This window comes from Arthrobacter sp. 05L428 (assembly GCF_056397665.1).
In genome coordinates this window covers 1-445 of sequence record NZ_JBFTNW010000024.1, presented here as the reverse complement: position 1 = coordinate 445, position 445 = coordinate 1, and the positions used below count along the sequence as shown (strand labels likewise).

Here is a 445-nt window from a genome sequence, read left to right as displayed (position 1 = left end):
GTGTTAAAAGGCTCAGGCCCCGACACTGTGTGTCGGGGCCTGGCTGTAATGGTTGTCCGGCGGTGACCTACTCTCCCACACCCTCCCGGGTGCAGTACCATCGGCGCTGTGGGTCTTAGCTTCCGGGTTCGGGATGGGACCGGGCGTTTCCCCCACGCTATGACCGCCGTAACCCTGTGTCCGCGCCCCTGGTCTGTGTAGAGAGTCCCGGGGTGGGAAATCTGGTGGTTACAACTTGTCCGCTACCGCCCGTGGCGGGGCGGTGGTGGTGTTGTTATTCAGTTTTGGTTCCTTCAAGCAACGTGCCCGTGGCGGGTTTGTTGTTTGGGAACCACATAGTGGACGCAAGCAGTCTTGTTTCTTTGTACTCCTCTGCTGGTGTGAACGTCTTTTGAATCCGTTCACGCAAAGGAGTGTGTGGTGTAAGTTATCGGCCTATTAGTAC

The 445-nt window shown here is 57.5% G+C and carries 1 rRNA gene; it reads right to left on the bottom strand.

Annotated features, from left to right (window positions below):
- Positions 1-54: 54 nt before the first annotated feature.
- A 5S ribosomal RNA gene (gene rrf, locus AC1DH3_RS16690) occupies positions 55-171 on the bottom strand.
- Positions 172-445 lie beyond the last annotated feature (274 nt).